A 16,364-nucleotide genomic window follows, 5' to 3' on the forward strand; every position below is an offset into this window, starting at 1 on the left:
TTCTCCGCGGGTTCGCTGCGGGACTGAGCGGCGGTCGCTCCGAAATAGCGCGCGCTCGCACCCGGAATCGCGCGGACATGACGAATCGCAGTCGGACTCCCGCCCGCATCCCCAACACGATCCGCATCAAGGTCGGCAAGCACAGCGTCACCGTCGACGGCGCGGTGGCGCTTCGCGTGATGGTCGAGCTGCTCAAGCTGGTGGCGACGTTCAGCGCGTTCACCCTCGTGCTGATGGTCGTCGTCATCATCGTCTGCGACGTCGACGTCGGTGCGTGGCTCGGCGCGTGGCTCGCCCGCCGCTGACGGCGCTCGGCCGTCGATTCCGCCGCTCTCGCCGCTCTCGCCGCACGACTGATGTTGTCGGCGGGGTTCGGGACGGGCAGAACGCTAGAGTCCGAGGTCTCGCGGGCTGGCAGGTTCGCGAGACTTCACCGGCGCGCCCGTCGTCCCCATCCCCGACGGCGCGCGCCGACCCTCTCCGGCACGTAGGCGCTCGCGCCACGTCGCCAACGCCGACGAGCGATCATGGCGACGACCGACGCAGCAACGCCGGCCGCGGCGCCCGAGTCGCGCCCGGCGCAGGGCACGCGCATCGTCGGGCCCGAGCTGCGCTCGCGGTGGACGACGCCGCGCTTCGGAGCGATCACGCCCGAGCGCCTCGCGTCGATCCTCAAGAGCGCCGACGACGGCCGCACCGAGGACTGGGCGAACTTCTGCGAGTACCTCGTCGAAGACGCCGACCTCTTCGGCATCTATCACACCCGCCGCAACGCGGTCGCAGGCGCGCCCTGGGATCTCGAACCGGGCTACTCGCCAGATCCGATCGCGCAGCGGTACGCCGCGCGCGCGGCCGAGTTCTGCCGCCGAGCGATGCTCGAGATGGCTGACCTCGAGCGCACGTGGCTCGACGCGCTCGACGCGATCGGAGTCGGCTGGTCGGCAGCCGAGCTCATCTGGAAGCGCGACCACGGCGCGTGGGTCGTCTCGGACGCGGAGTGGGTGCGCGCCGCGCGCCTGCGCTTCGACGAGACGTGGAAGCTCCGCCTGTACGACATGGGCGAGCACGGCTCCGAGGGCCTCGAGCTCCCGCCCGGCAAGTTCCTCGTGCACGTGCCGCGCTCGCGCGCGAGCTACCCGGTGCGCAGCGGCGAGTTCCGCACGATCGCGTGGTACTGGCTCTTCCACCGCTGGGTGATCAAGTACTGGCTCGCCACCGGCGAGCGGCACGGCGGCCCGTTCCTCTACATGCGCGTCCCCGCCTCGACGCGCGGCGACGTGAAGCGCGAGGGGAAGGCGATCCTCGAGCGCATGCGCAACGACGGCGTCGCCGTCGTCGACGAGGGCACCTTCATCGAGATGCTCGAGTCGGCGATGACGGGCGCCGATGTGTTCGACACGCTGTGCGCTCGCTTCGAGCGCGGCTACGCGAAGGCGCTACTCGGCGCGACGCTCACCGTCGACGTCGGCGACAGCGGCTCGCGCGCCCTCGGCACCGAGCACGGCAAGGTCCGGCTCGAGCGCTCGCAGGGCGACGCGCGGTTCCTCGCGGGCTCGTGGCGGCGCGACGTCCTCTACTGGCTCTGCTTCCACAACCGGCACCTCTTCGACGGCGTGATGCCGCCGGTGCCGACCCTGAAGCTCCAGCCCGAGGGCGACACTGCGACGGTCAGCGACAAGCTGATCGACATCGGCGGCGCGACCTACGACGAGGCGCGCGAACGCGACGGCCTGCCCGCGTGGGGGCCCGGCAAGGGCGGCGACAAGCGCATCCCGGCCGTGAGCGGAAGCGCCTCCGCGCTCCCTGCGCTCCCCACTCCTGGCGCGCCGTCTGGCGTTCCGGAGGGCGGCGAGAAGGTCGCCGACGCGGCGCTGAACGGCGCGCAGATCGACGCCCTCAAGGGCATCGTCGCGGACGTCGCATCGGGTCTCATCCCGCGCGAGACCGGCATCGAGCTGATCGTCGTCGCGTTCCCGACCATCCCGCGCGAGAAGGCGCTGGAGATCCTCGGCCCCGTCGAGGAGGGCAGCGTCACGCCCGACGGCGAGCCCGTGCAGCAGGCGCCCGCGGGAGGGGCGGCGCCGCCCCCTTTCGGAGCGAGCGGCTCGACGCCGCGCGGCTCCGGTACGCCATCTCTCGCGAGTCGGGCGAGAGCCTCGCGCGCCCTGTCCTCTCGGACGACCAGCGCGCCGCGCTCCCCGACTACGCCGACGTCCTCGCGCTCGCAGATGAGCCCGCTCGCGCGGGCGCTGCTCGGCGGATCGGACGGCCCGAAGAGCTAGTCGCGCAGTCGGTCCTCGAGGCGCTGCGCGGGCTCGCTCCCGCGCGAGAGCAGCTCGCCACGCTCGCCGAAGAGGCGGGCACCGCGGAAGGCGCGCTCGAGCTGTGGCAGCGGTGGGCCGTCGAGCACGAGCAGGACCCCGCGCTCGTCGAGCGCATCTACCAACCCGCCCTGCAGGCTGACCTCGCGGGCCGGCTCTTCGTCGTCGAGGTCGAGCTCGAAGGCGACGCGCCGACGCGCGCGCTCGCCGACGGCGACCTCCCGCCGTTCCTCCGGATGCCCTTCCTCGAGGCGATCGAGGAGTTCATCCGGCGCGGCACGATCGAGGGCGGCGGCCTCGGCATCCTCACGCCCGAGGAGTTCTACGCGCTCTCCGACGCGTATCGGACGCGCGCGTTCACCGCGTCGCGGCTGCTCACCGAAGAGCTCGTGCGGCGCGCCTACGACGCGCTCGTCGCCGCGCTCGAGCAGGGCGGCACGCTGCGCGACTTCGCGCGCGCGCTCGGCGCGGGAGAGGTCGTCGCGGGACCGGGCTCGACCGGCTACCTGGAGACCGTCTTCCGCACGAACATCCAGGGCGCGTACGGCGCCGGCCGCTACCGGCAGATCAAAGCGATCGCGAGCGACCCCGACCTCGCGGCCGCTCGGCCCTACGTCGAGTACCGCACGGCCGGCGACAACCGCGTGAGGCCCGCGCACGTCGCGCTCGACCGCACCGTGTACCGCGTCGACTCGGCCGCGTGGGAGCGCATCGCGCCGCCCAACGGATTCAACTGCCGATGCTCGATGGTCCTGCGCCGCGCGCGCGACGTCGACGCGCGCCGCGTGATCGACGACCCGCCGGAGCGGGCCGACGACGGGTTCGACGCACCGCCCGCACCGGAGCTCTGACGACCGATGCACGCCTACGACGTCCCGCGCGAGTCTGCCTCGCGCGGCGTGCGCCTCGTTGCGCGCCTCGTGATGGACGCGCGCCCCGGGCCCGCGTTCGTGCCCGAGGTCCGGCGCGCGATGGTCGCGGAGGACTCGAAGCGCTCGTGGGTGCACCTCGTGTACGAGGGCACCTGGGAGGGCCACCGCGCCGGCACGTTCACGTTCGACGGCGACCGCTTCGCGGAGATCCTCCGCAACTTCGACGCGCAGGCGAACGAGCTCGTCTTCGACTACGAGCACGCCACCGAGATGATGCCGAGCGGCGAGCCCGTGCCGGCCGCCGGTTGGATTCACGCGCTCGCCGTCGAGGGCGACTCGCTCTTCGCGTACGTCGAGTGGACCGCGCGCGCGGCCTCGCTGATCGAGGCGGGCGAGTACCGGTTCTGCAGCGTCGTCGTCGACTTCGCTGCGCGCGATCGAAAGACCGACGAAGAGATCGACGCGCGCCTCCTGAGCGTCGCGCTCACGAACATTCCTTTCATCGACGGGCAGGAGCCGATCCGGCTGTCCGCGCGCCCGCGAACTTCCAGCAACGGAGCGACTCAGATGGGCGCGAAGACCAAGCCGCAGCCGAAGAAGACCCGCGTGCAGCTCTCGTCCGGCGCGAAGGCGCTGCTCGACCAGATCGCGACGCTGCTGAAGATCACGCTCGCCGACGGCGACGACGTGTACTTCAAGGTCATGGACGCGCTCGGCGCGCTCCAGCAGGCCGCGAAGGTCGAGGACATGCTCGCGACGAGCACCGAGGGCCCGGCGCTCTCCGACCGTCGCATCCGCCGCAACGACGTGCTGCGGCTCGCCCTCTCCGAGGGCACGAAGATCACGCGCGAGCAGCTGCTCACCGCGCTCGAGCAGATCGAGGGCGACGACTTCACGCGCGAGCAGCTCGCCGCGCTGATCGAGTCGGTCGCGAAGATGGCCGAGGCGCAGGACGGCGGAGGCTCCAGCGAGCCCCCGCCGAGCGAGCCGGCCGCCGCGAGCGAGCCCCCGCCGGCTCTCAGCGCCCCCGCCGGCGCGCCGCCCGCGGTGCCCCCGCACCGGACGCTCCCGCGACGCAGGTGCAGGCGGCCGAGGTCTCGCCCGAGGACGGCATCGCGGTCACGCAGGCGCTCATCGCGGCGCTCGGCGTCCCCGATGTCGCGAGCGCGCTCGCGTTCATCGACACGCACAAGGACGAGCTCGCGGGCATGGCCAGCGCGCAGCCCGCCGACGGCACGCAGGCCGATGCCGGCGGCGCGGCGATGAGCGACCGCTCCATGCGCGCGGTCCTCGCCCAGCTCGGCGCAACGACGCGCGAGCTCACCGAGGCGCGTACGCGCCTCGCGAAGATCGACGCCGACGAGAAGGCGAAGGCCGAGGCCGACAAGATCACCGCCGCGGACCGCTTCGCCGACGAGCTCGTGACGAGCGGGAAGATCCACGACGTGACGCGCGAGCACATGCGCGCGCTGCACCTCGAGAACCCGACGCGCGCGGTCGCTCTCGCCGACAGCCTCCCGCCCGCGGTCCCCACCACGCGCGTCACGCCGCTCGACCCGAAGGGCCCGAAGGGCAACCCGAAGGTCGCGGCGAGCGGCAACGCGTGGGCGTCGCTCGACGCCGAGGAGCGCACGCACGCCGAGGCTCTCTGGGGCACCGGCCTCTTCACCGATCGCGCGGTCGTCGCCGACAAGGCGCGCGCCGCGGTCGCCAAGGCCCGCGAGAGCGCGTGATCGCGCTCCGCTGATCACACGAACAACGGAGACACGACATGGCTCTCAGCGCGAACAAGGTGCGTGACGTCTACGGCGAGGACGGCCGCCCCGAGTCCATCCCCGCGGCGGCGAACGCGGTCTGGTACAACGGCTCGATCATCGTCCGGAACTCGTCGGGCTACGGCGCGGTCGGGACGGACGCGGCGAGCGTCGAGGTGGTCGGCGTCGCGGACGGCGGCGGCAACAACACCGGCGGCGCGAACGGCGCGGTCGACATCAAGCTCCGCCACGGCCAGGTCGAGGGCTTCACCGCGCCCAACCTCGCGATCACCGACGTCGGCAAGGACGCGGTCCTGATCGACGACGAGACCGTCGCCGGCGCGACCGAGGGGACGAACGACGTTCCGGTGGGGCGCATCGTCGCCTACCGCAACAGCAAGGCGTACGTGCACGTGTGCGTCTTCCGCGGCTCGCTCGCGACCTGAGCGACTGACGCGCTGAACCCAACGGCACTCACTCGCTCACGGGAGACACAGGAACATGACGGACATCGTCGACTACTCGTCGAAGTACGCCGCGGCGAACACGGCGTTCATCGCGTCGTTCGAGGCGCTCTTCGGACGCCCGGGCCAGGTCCTCTCGGACCTCATCTGCGAGAAGGTCCCGGTCAGCGGGATGACCCTCGAGGCACCCTTCCTCGGCAGCGGCAGCACGGTACGGGAGTGGGTCGGAAGCAAGCGCTTCGAGGACCTGCGCGCACACGGCAAGAGCTATCCGGTCAAGCCGTACGAGAAGAGCATCCGCCTGCCGGCGCTCCAGGTGCGGCACGACACGACCGGTGCGATCGGCCGCGCGATCGCGCGCGAGATGGGCGGCGCCGTCGCGGGCTACTTCGAGAAGCCCGTGTTCGACATGCTCTACTCGAACCCCTCGGGCTTCGACGGCGTGGCGCTCATCTCGGGCTCGCACCCCTACGGGGCGGCGGGCGCGACGCAGAGCAACACGACCTCGAACGCGCTCTCGCACTCCAGCTTCCGCGCCGGGATCCAGGCGATGCAGTCGTGGACGATGGGCAACGGCGAGCCGCTCGAGATGAGCCCGACGCACCTCGTCGTCGGCGTCGACAACGAGGCGATCGCGCTCGAGATCGCCGGCATCGACAAGCCGGTCGGCGTCGCCGGCGACGGCTCGCTCGACTCGGGCACGCGCGTCGCGGCGGTCACCATCCGCAACGTGTACGAGGGCCGCGTGACGGTCGTCGTGTCGCCGCGCGTGCGCTCCGGCTGCTGGTACCTGATGGACCTCAGCAAGCCGGGCCTGCGCCCGCTCGTGCTCGGCGAGGCGCGTGCGCCGACCCCGATCCCGCTCGACGACGAGAAGACCTACTCGCGGTTCTACCGCGACGAGTGGGTGGGCTCGGTCGAGGCGGACTTCGCGCTCGGCGCCGGCCTCTGGCCGACGATCTACGGCAAGCCGTCGTGATCCACGCGCACGGCGGGCCTCGCGAGAGGTCCGCCCTCTGCGCTCCGCGCTCGACGTCGATCGAGCTCGGAGCGGAGGGATGACGATGGAGACGGTGATCCAGCAGGCCGGCACGCAGCGCGACACCAGCGCGTACGAGACCCGCACGCGACTGCGCGTGACGGTGCGTCCGACGAACCAGGCGATCGAGGGCGCGCTCGTCCCGCACGGCACGCACCTCGTGGACGTGCCCGCGTCGCGCGTCGTCGCGGTGCGCGCGCTCGTCGAGACGGAGGAGGATCGGAGGATCCTCGATCTCGCGCGTGCGAGCCACGAGCGCGGGCTCAAGGCGTGGGCCGAGAAGGGCCTCTCGGACAGCACGTACGGCGGCTCGGTCGAGGCCGAGTTCTACAAGATCACGCAGCGCTCGGTGCCGGTGCTCACCGCCTGCGAGGTGGTCGAGGAAGGGATCGCGCCGCCGCTCACGCCCGAGCAGCGGATGACGAACGGCGTGCTCGCGCAGCTCGTCTCGCTGCTGAAGCAGCCGAGCGCCCCCGTCGACGAGCCCGCGTCGAAGGCGACGACGAAGAAGAGCTGAGCGCGCCGCGCTCGAACGCGCGAGGAGCCCGCCGATGCCCGCGTACATCGAGACCAGCTACATCGATGCGTTCATCGGCGGGCAGGCCGTGCGCGAAAGGCTCTTCACCGACGACGGCGTGTACAACGCGGCGGCCGACGCGGTCGTGCTCGCGGCAGCGCAGGCCGTCGTCGACTCGGCGATCAGCTTCGCACTCGAGGTGAGCGTGCCGCTCTCGGGCACGATCCCCGAGGTCGTGAAGCTCGCGACGTTCGGGCAGTACGTGCTCAAGGCGCACGGCCGCAAGCGCATCGCGGTCCCCGAGCAGTGGCGCGTCGAGGTCAACCTCGCAGAGGGCATCCGCTCCGGCGCGGTCGCGATCCCCGAGCTCGCCGCGGACCTCGAGGAGGCGATCGGCGGGATCACCGCGAGCGAGAGCGACGCGAGCGTCGAGGGCAGCAAGCCGCTGCACCTCGGGATCGACAACCTCGACAGCTGGTGACGCGATGACGCAGCTCCGCGTGACCGGCATCGACGACGCGATTCGGACGGTGCGCAGTGCAGCGGAGCGCGCGCGCGACCTGAGCCCGATCCTGCGCGTGATCGCCGAGGACACGAAGACCCTCGTCGACGACTCCTTCGACCAGTCGCGATCGCCGTCGGGTGCCCCCTTCGCGCCGCTCGCGCCGGCGACCAAGGCGCGCCGGCGGAAGGGATCGAGCAAGCCGCTCGTCGACACGGGGCGCCTGCGGAACAGCGTCTCGGCCAGCGCCGCGGGCAACCTCCTCTCGGTCGGCACGAATGTCGTGTACGGCGCGACGCACCAGTACGGCAGCAAGCGCGTGCCGGCGCGTCCGTTCCTTCCGTTCGCCGGCGACCCGGCCGCGCCCGTCCTGGAGATGAGCGGGCCCGCCGGCGACCACTGGCGCGCCGTCGCGGAGCAGATCCGCGAATACATCATCACCGGCCGCATCACCTGACGAGGTCGCGATGGCCTACGTGCACACGGCCGCGGCGCTTCAGCGCGTGCGCGAGGTGATCGAGGACAGCGCCGGCACCCTGCGCACCACGCCGCCCGACCGCTTCGACGGCGATGCGCCCGGCGGACTGGGCGACGAGGCCATCCTCACGCGCGCGCTCGTGCGGCCTCGCGTGGAGGCTCGCATCACGACGCAGCGCCCGTCACCTGCGTCGCCGCCAGTCGGCGGCAACATCCGCTTCTACGACGTCGTCTTCGTGGTGCGCGTGACGCGCGTCGTGACGCCGATCGAGCAGCTCAGCGACGACGATCGGGACGCTCTCTTCGCGCTCTGCGCCGAGGACGTGGACGTGATCGCGCAGGCGCTCGGGTACCCCGGCAACCTCAGCGCGACTGAGGGCGGTACGCCGACGGACATCATGTCCGGCGTGCTCGTCCTGCAGGACTCGCAGACCGAGCCGCGCGGCGCGATCAACGACGGCGCTCAGCCCGTCGAGACGACGATCACCTTCCTCGGCCGCCTCATCTCGCGGCCGGCGATCTCCACCTGACGAGGCCCCATGTCCGTCGAGCTTCACGTCCTGCAGCGCGTGCGTGCGCTGGTCGAGTCGTCGCCTGGCGCCGACGGGACCGGCGACCTCACCGACTACACCGACGTTCCGCTGCGCGAGGGCACGGCGACCGTCGAGCTCCAGATGACGGAGGTCGACCCGCAGACGCAGGTGCAGTCCCGCGTCGAGTGGCGCGAGCAGATCCCGTGCAAGCGCACGGCGACGCTCACGTTCACGACGAACATCGCGCCGACGGGCACCACCGCGGATGCCGCAACGCCCGCCGTGACGAGCGCGCTCGGGCTGCTGCTCAAGGCCACGATGGGTGGCGAGCGACTCGGGCAAGGCGACACCGCCGCCTCGGGTTCGACGGCCACCGCGATCAACGTCGCGAACGGGTCGCGATGGGCGGCGGGCGGCATCATGGGCCGGATCAACAGCGACGGCGTGCCCGAGTGGCGGCCGATCGAGAGCGTCAGCGGCAACGTCGTCACGCTCAAGAAGGCCTTCAGCGCTGCGCCGCTGGACACGGAGCCGCTCTTCAGCGGGGCGACGTACTACTTCACCGAGAACCCGTCCTCGACGCTGCAGTTCCTCGTCGCCGGGCGCGAGAGCGACGATCGCTGGCTACTGCTCAACGGGCAGTGCACCGGCGCGCAGCTCTCGCTCGATCCCAGCGGCGGCGACCTGCCGACGATCGCGTGGACCTTCGAGTTCATCAACTGGATCGCGAGCGACGAGGTGCTCGAGGGCACGATCACCGGCGACATCGGCGACGCGTCGTACTCGGCCTACAACCCGATCGTCGGCTGCGGCGGTGAGATGCGCGCGTGGGTCGTGGGCACGTCGGCGCACGCGAGCAGCGACGAGGTCGACGCGAGCGCGATCGAGTTCCAGCCGTCGCTCGTGTTCACGAAGCGCACGTCGCCCACCGGTGATCGATGGGTGCCGGGTCGCGCCGGGCCGCCCGCGACGGGCTCGTTCACCGAGCCCTTCGAGGACACGAAGTGGTTCAACGCGCGGAAGAACCGCGACGACTACGCGATCTGGTACGCGCAGGGCCACGACGCCGGCGCGACGATCGTCTACGACGCGCCCACGGTGCAGATCATCGCGCCGCAGCGCGTCGCGGGCGCCGCTGGTGAGGCCGCGCAGGCGGTGCAGTGGCAGGCCCGGCGAGACACCGACGTCGGCGGCGCGACGACCGAGCTCGCGCGCTCGCCGCTCCGCATCCACGTCGTCTGACGCGGTGCGGTCAAGAGGAGGATGGGATGCGACGAGGCAGCGGAAGCGGCGCCTTCAAGGTGGTCCGCACCTACGATCCGGCGCTCGATCCGGATGCGATCCCTCAGGAGCGCTGGATCCAGTTCATCCAAGAGCGCGATGTCGCGCTGCTCGATGGCGCCGTCTTCCCTGGCGAGAAGACGACCGTGTTCCACTGCCGCCCGCTCTCGCAGGCGGAGCGCCGTGACGTGCGCGGACGTGCCGAGGCCGATCGGCACGAGCGCGCGTTCGCGCTCTGCGTGACGCGCGTCGAGCACCTCGCCGACGAGCACGGCGGGCACTCGACGTGGGTGCGCCCGAGCGAGGGCGCGAAGCCGCGTCCGCTCGGCGACCGTGAGCTCGAGGTCTTCTCCGAGGACGACATCCAGCACGTCGGTCAGGTGATCGTCGCCGCCAGTTTTTGCGCCCCCGACAGGCCGCTCTATGTGCCGCTGCTGGCTACCTGTCGGGACGCCATGACGGCAGCGGCGCTCGCATCGCAGCGCCGCCGTGCGGCGCGGACGACCGGCTCGTCGAGCTCACCCGACGCCAGCGCAGCAGCCAGGGAACCCGCGCCGGAAAGCCGCTGAAGCTCGGGAAGCTCCGCGACGCTTGGGGATGCGACTGCGACGGCGAACACCGCCAGCAGCCGCAGCACGCGCCGGAGCACGGGCACCTCGAGGCCATCGAGCGCGTCACCGGCTACCGCCCGCACACGTGCCCTTGGCGCGCGTTCTACGACGCCCTCGTCTCCGAGGTGATGCAGCTCGCGTGGGCGATCGAGGACGGGAACCTCCCGGCCCTCGTCAGCGACGACAGCCCAGCGGTCCTCGTCGACGCGCTCGGCGTCTACCGCATGGCCCTGCTCGCGACGCGCGCCGAAGAAGCGCGACTGCGCCGCCCGAAGAAACCACCTCCACCGAAGTGAGGGCCCGATGGCCGCGGAGCAGATCGCCGTCGAGATCCGCTTCGACGGCGCCGACGATGCTGCGCGCAAAGCGGGCAAGGTCGCCGACTCCTTCGAAGAGATGGAGCGCGCCTCTCGCGCGGCCGCGACGCAGGCGATCGACTTCACGACGAAGCTCGCGAGCGCCGCGTCGGCGGTGCAGTCGCTCGCCGCGGAGTTCGGCGCGGAGGGCGGCGGGGTCGGGCTGCTCGCGAAGATGGCGCAGACCGCCGCCGCGACCGCGCAGCTCGGCAACGCCTTCGGTCCGAGCGGCGCGCTCGTCGGCGGGATCATCGGCGCCGCGATCCCCGCGTTCGTCGCGATCGGCGATCGCCTCGGGCTCACGGCGCGCGCGCAGGAAGAGGCTGCAGAAGCTGCCGCTGCGCACGCCGAGGAGATGCAACGCCTCTCCGAGGAGGCGGAAGAGGCCGCGGAGCAGATGCGCGCGTTCAACGCGCAGGCGCTCGCGCGCGCGCGCGCGTCGGTCGGGCTCCAGGATGAGGGGCAGCTCGTCAACCGACTGCTCAACGCTCGTTCGTTCGAGACGCTCGACGAGGCGCGCACCGCGCTCGAGCTGATCGACCAGCGCATCGAGCAGCTCGAAACGAGCGGCGGGAATCGCCTCTTCATCGAGGCGCAGATCGAGAACCTCACCGAGTCGGCCGAGCGTGCGCGCGAGGCGATCTCGTTTCTGCAGGAGCAGGAGGATCGCGACCGCGATCCCAGGCCGGAGCGCCGCAGCGGCCCGACCCGCGCAGAGATCGAGCAGGAGAACGTCATCGCGTTCCTCGAGCGCGAGCGGCAGGCGCGCGAGGAGGTGCTCCGCGTCATCGAGGAGCAGAAGCGCGCCGAGGACGAGCGACGCGAAGCGGCAGAGGAGTACTACCGGACGGTCGCCGAGCGAGAGCACCAGAAGGCTCTCGACGACGAGCGCATCGAGCGGGAGGCCATCGCCGCCCAGCTCGAGCGCCTCGACGACTTCGTCCAGCAGCAGGACGAGGCCTCGCGGCGCGCGCAGGCCGCGACCGAAGAGCGGATCGCGTCGTACGAGACCGTCACCGGCGTCATCGTCGGCGGGCTCACCGACGCCCTCACCGCGATCATCGCTGGCGAGAAGTCCGCGGGCGACGCCTTCAAAGGGCTCCTCGCGAGCTTCCTCGAGTTCATCAGCGAGCAGGCTGCGCTCAAGGCGGCATATGAGGCGGCGGCGGCGATCGAGTCGTTCGCGACGCAGGACTACGCGGGCGGCGCGCAGCACATCGCAGCGGCGCTGGCCTACGGCGCCGTCGCCGTCGCGGCGGGTGCGGGCGCGGCCGTGCTGTCGCAGCCGAGCGCGAGCTCGCAGGACAAGCCCAGCGGCCCCGAGGAGCGCGCCGAGAGCGAGGGACGCGGCGGCGACACCGTCATCAACTTCAACTCGCCGGTCGTGACCGCGAGCACGCGCGCCGAGCTCGGGCGCGACCTCCGCTCGATGGTGCGCGAAGCCGATGCGCGGTGGTCCTGATGGGCTACGTCTACCTCACCGCGTGGGATACGCGCGAGACGCCGATGAGCGTCGTCGTCGGGGGCTTCGTCTCGGGCACGGTGACGCTCTCCGAAGGGCCGATGTCGCACGCGCCCGCGGGCACGAGCGGCTGGGAGGGCGACGGCGCGATGCGGCTCGCGGAGGAGCTGCAGGCGCAGCTACAGGCCGAGCTCGACGCGTCGTTCACGGTGGGGTTCGACGCGACGCTGAAGCAGTACGAGGTCTCGGCCTCGTCGGCGTTCTCGCTCACGTTCACGGGCGAGGCGGGGCTCGCGCTTCGTCGCGCGCTCGGCTTCAGCGGGGACCTCGGCGCCGCGGACGAGCACGTGAGCGACGTGCTCCCCTACTACCTGATCGAGTCGAACCTCGACGGGTGGAGCAAGGTGTCGGAGCCCTACGAGCCCGACGAGGACGTGGTGCAGGAAGCCGTCTCGGACGGCGGCATTCCGTACGCAGTCGCGCGCGACACGACCGAACTCTGGTCCGACTGGACGCAGCCGATGGAACCGTACGCGCTGACGTTCGAGAGCGCGGCGAGCTCGTCGGCACCGTGGACCTGGCATCACTTCTTCCGCCACGTCCGCGGCACGCACCGCTTCAAGGTGTACGAGGACCTCGCGGCGGGCGACTCGCTCGGCGTCTACATGCTCCGCGCCGAGGGCGCGACCTTCTCGCTGCGCACGCGCGCACCTGTCGTCGCGGACTGGCGTGACCGCTGGGACATCACCTTCCTGACGCGCTTCATCCAGGCAGCATGACGAACCTCGCGATGCTCAAGGCGACCGGCCGCGGGACGCTGTCCGCGCGCGCGTCGATCGAGGGCCTCGGCGTGGAGTTCGTCACGCGCCCCGAGATGGCGGGCACAGCGGCCGACGGTCGTGTGCGCGTTGAGTCGCTCAAGCTCGACGGCTTCAAGACGACTGAGCGAGCACACCTGCAGCGCTCAACGCTCGAGGCCAAGGGTGCGACGATCAAGCTCGCTGACGTCGGGGGCAAGGTCACGCGCGCGCTCGCGGCCGAGCCCGAGCACACGACGTGGCTGACGCAGACCGTCGACCACGACGATACGGCGATCGTCGTCGCGAGCACTGCGGGCTGGCCCACGTCGGGCGTGCTCCACATCGACACCGAGGCGATCCGATACACCGGCCTCGGCACCACGACGATCGGCAGCGCCACCTACGGCACGTTCACGGGGTGCACGCGCGGCATCTGGGACACGATCGCGCAGCATCACTACGTCGGCATCGGGAGCACGCTGCGCTATCCCGAGGTCACGTCGAGCGTCACGGTCCTGCAGGGCCGCCGCGTGCGGCTGCACCTCTACGAGCGCGGCGACGATCCGCAGGGTGACGGGACGCAGCGCTGGCTCGGCGTCGTGAGCGGCTCGCCGCGCATGAGCGGGCCGCAGTGGTCGATCATGCTCGACCCGATCTCGAGCATCCTCGACGCCGAGCTCGGGGTCGGGCTCGACCAGCAGACGGGCGCGCGCGGGATCAGGTACTCGGCGGCGGAGCCGTTCCGGCTCAGCCTGCAGCGCAAGCCAGGGAATCCAGACGTCGAGTACACCGACCACGGCAGCGCCGCGTGGATCTGGGGCGTCGGCTCCGAGCGCCCGCTGATCGAGTTCCCGAGCGCGTCGCACGACGGCTTCTTCGAAAGCCAGGACGAATTCCTGGCGACGGTGCAGTCCGAGATCGACGCAGCGACAGCCGGATGGAACACGGCGGTCTTCATCGAGCCGTACGGCAATGCGTTCCGCTTTCGCGTGTACAGCGGTGGCAGCCCCGACGGCGTGGCGATCATCCTGAGCTCGAGCGGGAACACGTTCGGATCGCCGCGCGGTCCCGCGTGCGACGGCCTTCTCATCCCCGCGCTCTACACGAGCGACACGGCGCCGGAAGGCCTCCCCGAGACGACCATCGTCGCAGGGACCGACTACTACGCGTACTTGCACGGAAGCGTTCGAGGCGGCGGGCAGGTGCCGCGCGGCATCTTCGGCACGCCCGAGATCGCTCGCACCCACACCGCGCTCGAGGCCGACTCGCCCGCGTACCGCATCTTCCTCGGAGGCGCGGTCGCCGCGCCGCCCGCGGGCTCGACAGCGCTCGTCGAGTGGTCCGACACGGACACCGAGAAGAGCTACCGCGTGGTCGGCTCGGATCCGGCGCGCCGGGCAGTCGATCTCGAGCGCGGGTCGTCGCCCGATGATCCCGGGTTCCACTTCTTCACGCCCGAGCTCCCGGTCTCGATCCGCTTCGGCCGCTCCTACGGTGCGACGTCCACGAGCTCGGGGCTCGGCACGTTCACGTTGATGCAGGCGCTCGAGGATGAAGCGCCCGAGCAGGTGAACCTCGGCGCGCAGCCGATGATCCAGCCCGGCGACTGGAACGCTGCCGAGTGGGAGGCGGCGTACGCGGGCGCGAGCGCGCTCGCGACGCAACGCCGGTACACGACGTTCGAGGCGATCGCGCTCGCGGACCTGCTCACGCCGGACCTTCAGCTCGTCTCGCACTTCCTCGCGTTCGATTCGCAGGGACGTCTCACGATCAAGCGGCTGCGGCTCGCGTCGGCGACTGAGGCCGCGACGTTCGTCATCGACCGCGACACGCTGATCGGCTGGCCCACCTACGAGCGATCTCCGCTCGGGCAAACCAACACGCTCGCGCTCGTCGGCGGGTACGACGCGCGCGAAGGCGAGGCCGTCGGGCAGCCGTTCACCGTGCGCGACGCAGGCAGCTACGGGCGCGCGCCCGCCGCGCGCATCCTCAAGATCGAGCCGCGCTCTGCGTACATCGGGCCTCCGATCACGCCCGATGACGTCATGGAAGTGGCGCAGACGGTCCTTGGGATCTTCTCGGGCCCCTACGCCTACGTCACGTGCGAGGTCCCGCTCACCGCAATCGACGCGCTGCTCGGCAGCACCGTCTCCTTCTCAACGCGGCATCTGCCGAACGAGAGCGGCGCGCGTGGGATGGACGGTCAGATCGGTCTCGTACTTGCGCGCGAGATCGACTGGTACGGCGCGAAGATCCAGCTGACTGTGCTTGTCGACGCGCGCCGCATCGCGGGCTACGCGCCCGCGGGTCTCGTCACCGGGCAGACGAACACGGCCGGCACGACGTGGGCGATCACGCTCGACGCGCGCACGTTCGCGTCGGGCGAAGACGCCGCCGACCACTTCGTCGCCGGCGACGTCGTGTTCGTCCAGGAGTTCGACGACGCGAGCCCCACCGTCGTCGACGGCGAGGTAGTGAGCGCGACGGGGTACGTCGTCACAGTCGACCTACCCGGCGGATGGACGCCGGGCGCGTCGACGTGGATGCTGATCACGCGTGCCGCGACCACGCCGCCGAGCGCACGCCAGAAGCGCTACGCGTTCGTGGCTGGTTCGGACGCACGAATCGGCTTCTCGGACGGCGAGGAGTCGGCGCGTCAGTTCGCGCCGTGATCAGTCGCGCGTCCCGACGAACGTGATTGTTCGAGTGCGGCAGTCGCCCGCGCTGTAGTCGGCTCGCAGTTCAAGCGTCACGCCCGCGTCGTCTCTCGTCGAGTTCGTCACGACGTACGCAACGCCCTCACATTCCGCCGCCTGGGCGGCGAGCGAAACGTCGCACTCGAGGAAGTCGGGCGCGGCGATAACGAGGTCGTCCTCGGTCGCAACGACCGAAGCCGACGCTTCGTAGGTGCGCCGGGTCCACTCGCCACCGCACGGGCGCTCCGCTTCGTCGACCGTGCCGGTGTACTCGCCGACCCAGGGGTCGTCGGCGAAGGGGCCGCGCTCTTGTTCGGCGCACCCCAAAAGCGCGAGCGCAAGAGACAGTGTGATCACGCGAGACATCCGCCAAGCGTAACAGGTGCACCTTGGGCGCAAGCACAGCCGAGTGGATCGGCCTCATCCGTGGAGCGTCGCTCTCCGCCGATGGCGCGCTCGACCCGATGCGCTCGCGGATCCTGCGTAGCAACCTCTGTCACGCCGCGGACAGCTACGGACAGGTCCGCGTGTGCTGGTCGGCGAACGCGACGCTCGGCCTTCAGCCGATCACGTTCGCGCCCGACGACGAGATTCGGCACGTCGCGACGTTTGGGCCGTGGCCCGCGCCGCTGCGGCACGACGGGCGCCCGTTCGCAATCCGCGTCGGGATCGCTCTCCA

General features: G+C 71.3%; 19 protein-coding genes. 17 read left to right on the forward strand and 2 right to left on the reverse strand.

Annotation, left to right across the window (positions count from 1 at the left end; translation table 11 throughout):
* The first annotated feature begins 77 nt into the window (after positions 1 to 77).
* Both DB32_RS29470 and DB32_RS29475 read left to right on the forward strand, forming a co-directional pair.
* Entirely contained in the window at positions 78 to 305 is a 228-nt protein-coding gene (locus DB32_RS29470) for a hypothetical protein (protein ID WP_053235976.1), read from the forward strand.
* Between the two features lie 222 nt (positions 306 to 527).
* Complete coding sequence (locus tag DB32_RS29475; RefSeq protein ID WP_053235977.1) at positions 528 to 2,282, forward strand: phage portal protein family protein; 1,755 nt, start codon at positions 528 to 530, stop codon at positions 2,280 to 2,282.
* Here the strand turns inward: DB32_RS29475 and DB32_RS47245 are convergent.
* Complete coding sequence (locus DB32_RS47245) at positions 2,279 to 2,446, reverse strand: hypothetical protein (RefSeq protein WP_157069530.1); 168 nt, start codon at positions 2,444 to 2,446, stop codon at positions 2,279 to 2,281. The two genes, DB32_RS29475 and DB32_RS47245, sit on opposite strands and share 4 nt — an antisense overlap.
* 111 nt (positions 2,447 to 2,557) lie before the next feature.
* On the opposite strand from DB32_RS47245, the gene DB32_RS29480 reads away from it, so the two are divergent.
* From DB32_RS29480 to DB32_RS29540, 15 genes are all read left to right on the forward strand, one after another.
* On the forward strand, positions 2,558 to 3,172 hold the full coding sequence (locus DB32_RS29480; protein WP_053235978.1) for a phage head morphogenesis protein: 615 nt from the start codon (positions 2,558 to 2,560) through the stop codon (positions 3,170 to 3,172).
* Between the two features lie 6 nt (positions 3,173 to 3,178).
* Positions 3,179 to 4,459: a phage protease gene (locus tag DB32_RS29485; RefSeq protein ID WP_053235979.1), complete on the forward strand. Its 1,281-nt coding sequence runs from the start codon at positions 3,179 to 3,181 to the stop codon at positions 4,457 to 4,459.
* Complete coding sequence (locus DB32_RS47250; protein WP_157069531.1) at positions 4,402 to 4,926, forward strand: hypothetical protein; 525 nt, start codon at positions 4,402 to 4,404, stop codon at positions 4,924 to 4,926. Before DB32_RS29485 ends, DB32_RS47250 begins: the two co-directional genes overlap by 58 nt.
* Positions 4,927 to 4,964: 38 nt before the next feature.
* Positions 4,965 to 5,393, forward strand: coding sequence for a hypothetical protein (locus DB32_RS29490; RefSeq protein ID WP_053235980.1), 429 nt, complete (start codon positions 4,965 to 4,967; stop codon positions 5,391 to 5,393).
* A gap of 55 nt (positions 5,394 to 5,448) precedes the next feature.
* The gene (locus DB32_RS29495; protein WP_053235981.1) at positions 5,449 to 6,390 is read left to right on the forward strand and encodes a Mu-like prophage major head subunit gpT family protein; all 942 of its coding nucleotides are present in this window, start codon (positions 5,449 to 5,451) and stop codon (positions 6,388 to 6,390) included.
* 85 nt (positions 6,391 to 6,475) lie between these two features.
* Positions 6,476 to 6,967, forward strand: a complete 492-nt coding sequence (locus DB32_RS29500) for a hypothetical protein (RefSeq protein WP_053235982.1) — start codon at positions 6,476 to 6,478, stop codon at positions 6,965 to 6,967.
* 34 nt (positions 6,968 to 7,001) lie between these two features.
* The gene (locus DB32_RS29505) at positions 7,002 to 7,448 is read left to right on the forward strand and encodes a hypothetical protein (RefSeq protein ID WP_053235983.1); all 447 of its coding nucleotides are present in this window, start codon (positions 7,002 to 7,004) and stop codon (positions 7,446 to 7,448) included.
* 4 nt (positions 7,449 to 7,452) lie between these two features.
* A complete protein-coding gene (locus DB32_RS29510) occupies positions 7,453 to 7,926 on the forward strand; it encodes a phage virion morphogenesis protein (protein WP_053235984.1) in 474 nt (157 codons plus the stop codon).
* Positions 7,927 to 7,936: 10 nt separating this feature from the next.
* Complete coding sequence (locus DB32_RS29515) at positions 7,937 to 8,476, forward strand: hypothetical protein (RefSeq protein WP_053235985.1); 540 nt, start codon at positions 7,937 to 7,939, stop codon at positions 8,474 to 8,476.
* Positions 8,477 to 8,485: 9 nt separating this feature from the next.
* Positions 8,486 to 9,721: a hypothetical protein gene (locus DB32_RS29520; protein WP_053235986.1), complete on the forward strand. Its 1,236-nt coding sequence runs from the start codon at positions 8,486 to 8,488 to the stop codon at positions 9,719 to 9,721.
* A gap of 26 nt (positions 9,722 to 9,747) precedes the next feature.
* Positions 9,748 to 10,329, forward strand: a complete 582-nt coding sequence (locus DB32_RS29525; protein WP_053235987.1) for a hypothetical protein — start codon at positions 9,748 to 9,750, stop codon at positions 10,327 to 10,329.
* A gap of 170 nt (positions 10,330 to 10,499) precedes the next feature.
* Entirely contained in the window at positions 10,500 to 10,667 is a 168-nt protein-coding gene (locus DB32_RS47255; protein ID WP_157069532.1) for a hypothetical protein, read from the forward strand.
* Positions 10,668 to 10,674: 7 nt separating this feature from the next.
* A complete protein-coding gene (locus tag DB32_RS29530) occupies positions 10,675 to 12,189 on the forward strand; it encodes a hypothetical protein (RefSeq protein ID WP_053235988.1) in 1,515 nt (504 codons plus the stop codon).
* Positions 12,189 to 12,968 (forward strand): hypothetical protein, encoded by a 780-nt coding sequence (locus DB32_RS29535; RefSeq protein WP_053235989.1) that lies wholly within the window; start codon positions 12,189 to 12,191, stop codon positions 12,966 to 12,968. The genes DB32_RS29530 and DB32_RS29535 overlap by 1 nt, the downstream gene beginning before the upstream one ends.
* Positions 12,965 to 15,661 (forward strand): hypothetical protein, encoded by a 2,697-nt coding sequence (locus tag DB32_RS29540; RefSeq protein ID WP_053235990.1) that lies wholly within the window; start codon positions 12,965 to 12,967, stop codon positions 15,659 to 15,661. The genes DB32_RS29535 and DB32_RS29540 overlap by 4 nt, the downstream gene beginning before the upstream one ends.
* Here DB32_RS29540 and DB32_RS29545 read toward each other — a convergent pair whose 3' ends face one another.
* Complete coding sequence (locus DB32_RS29545) at positions 15,662 to 16,051, reverse strand: hypothetical protein (protein ID WP_053235991.1); 390 nt, start codon at positions 16,049 to 16,051, stop codon at positions 15,662 to 15,664. It abuts the gene before it with no gap.
* Between the last annotated feature and the right edge of the window lie 313 nt (positions 16,052 to 16,364).

Origin of the sequence: Sandaracinus amylolyticus (genome assembly GCF_000737325.1) — a bacterium.
Classification (GTDB): domain Bacteria; phylum Myxococcota_A; class Polyangia; order Polyangiales; family Sandaracinaceae; genus Sandaracinus; species Sandaracinus amylolyticus.